The organism is Vibrio sp. 10N.222.55.B11 (assembly GCF_041473705.1).
GTDB classification, from domain to species: domain Bacteria; phylum Pseudomonadota; class Gammaproteobacteria; order Enterobacterales; family Vibrionaceae; genus Vibrio; species Vibrio crassostreae_C.
In genome coordinates this window covers 1-888 of the sequence record NZ_JBFRST010000163.1, presented here as the reverse complement: position 1 = coordinate 888, position 888 = coordinate 1, and the positions used below count along the sequence as shown (strand labels likewise).

The following is an 888-nucleotide window of genomic DNA, read 5'->3' as shown; positions in this document are numbered from 1 at the left end:
TTGTATTTGTATTTGTATTTTTACTATATGGCTTCGGGTAGAGTGAAGTTATACAGCTCCGCTAACGTAAACGGGTTTTTCTGAGTCAAAGGAGTGATTCGCAAGCTCAGATCTCTGCCTGATACTTTTATATCACTCACGAAGCTACCGTTATGGGTATTTGTTAACGTTGAGTCACCAAATAACCGATAGATAGCCCATTGACCATTCTTGCTCAGTACATGTTGTTTACCTTCGTCTGTTACATCTTGAATTGTTATACTGATATTGAAATCTCCATTTTGAGGAGGCCACTCAAGTTCACGAATTCTGCTGGGACCATGGTAATAGTTGATATTTGAGTCCGCTATTTTTAAGCTTGCTCTGATCGCACTCGAATCCAGATCAAGTACCTTCGCACTAAATGGAAGGTACAAACGGTTTGTACTCTTGTTGATTAGTGTATCTCTGATGACATTGTAATTTCTTAACTGAACAAGTAGTTCTGGTGAGAGAGGCATAATTTCACCTTCTACTTGTTTTGGCGTCCATAGGTTTGTGTCATAAAAAGGAGCGAAATTTTTATCGATAAATGCATCAAGCAAGCCTCCCGATGCGAAAAGCAGCTCAAAGTCTTCGATCGAAATTTCTTCTGTTGCACTTAGATCAAAAGGGTACCTTCCTAAACCTAACTCTTTGAACTTAGAATAGATCTCACTATACCAAAGAGTCTGTATTCCTTTTGATGATTCAGAAATCATCACGGACCAGCTCTGGTTAACTACGTCTAAAAGCCAACTTCTTACTGGCTCAGGAGATTTTTGTGCAATTTGTTTTAAACGAATCAGAGGATCGGCATCCGTACTACTCATCCGGTGTTGTGCTGCAGACAACGCTGCCATTTGAGGG

General features: G+C 40.0%; 1 protein-coding gene. It reads right to left on the bottom strand.

The features are described 5' to 3' along the window. Positions 1-23: 23 nt before the first annotated feature. Positions 24-888 (bottom strand): type VI secretion IcmF C-terminal domain-containing protein (locus AB4503_RS25550; protein WP_372115928.1); only part of this gene is annotated, 865 nt, incomplete at its 5' end.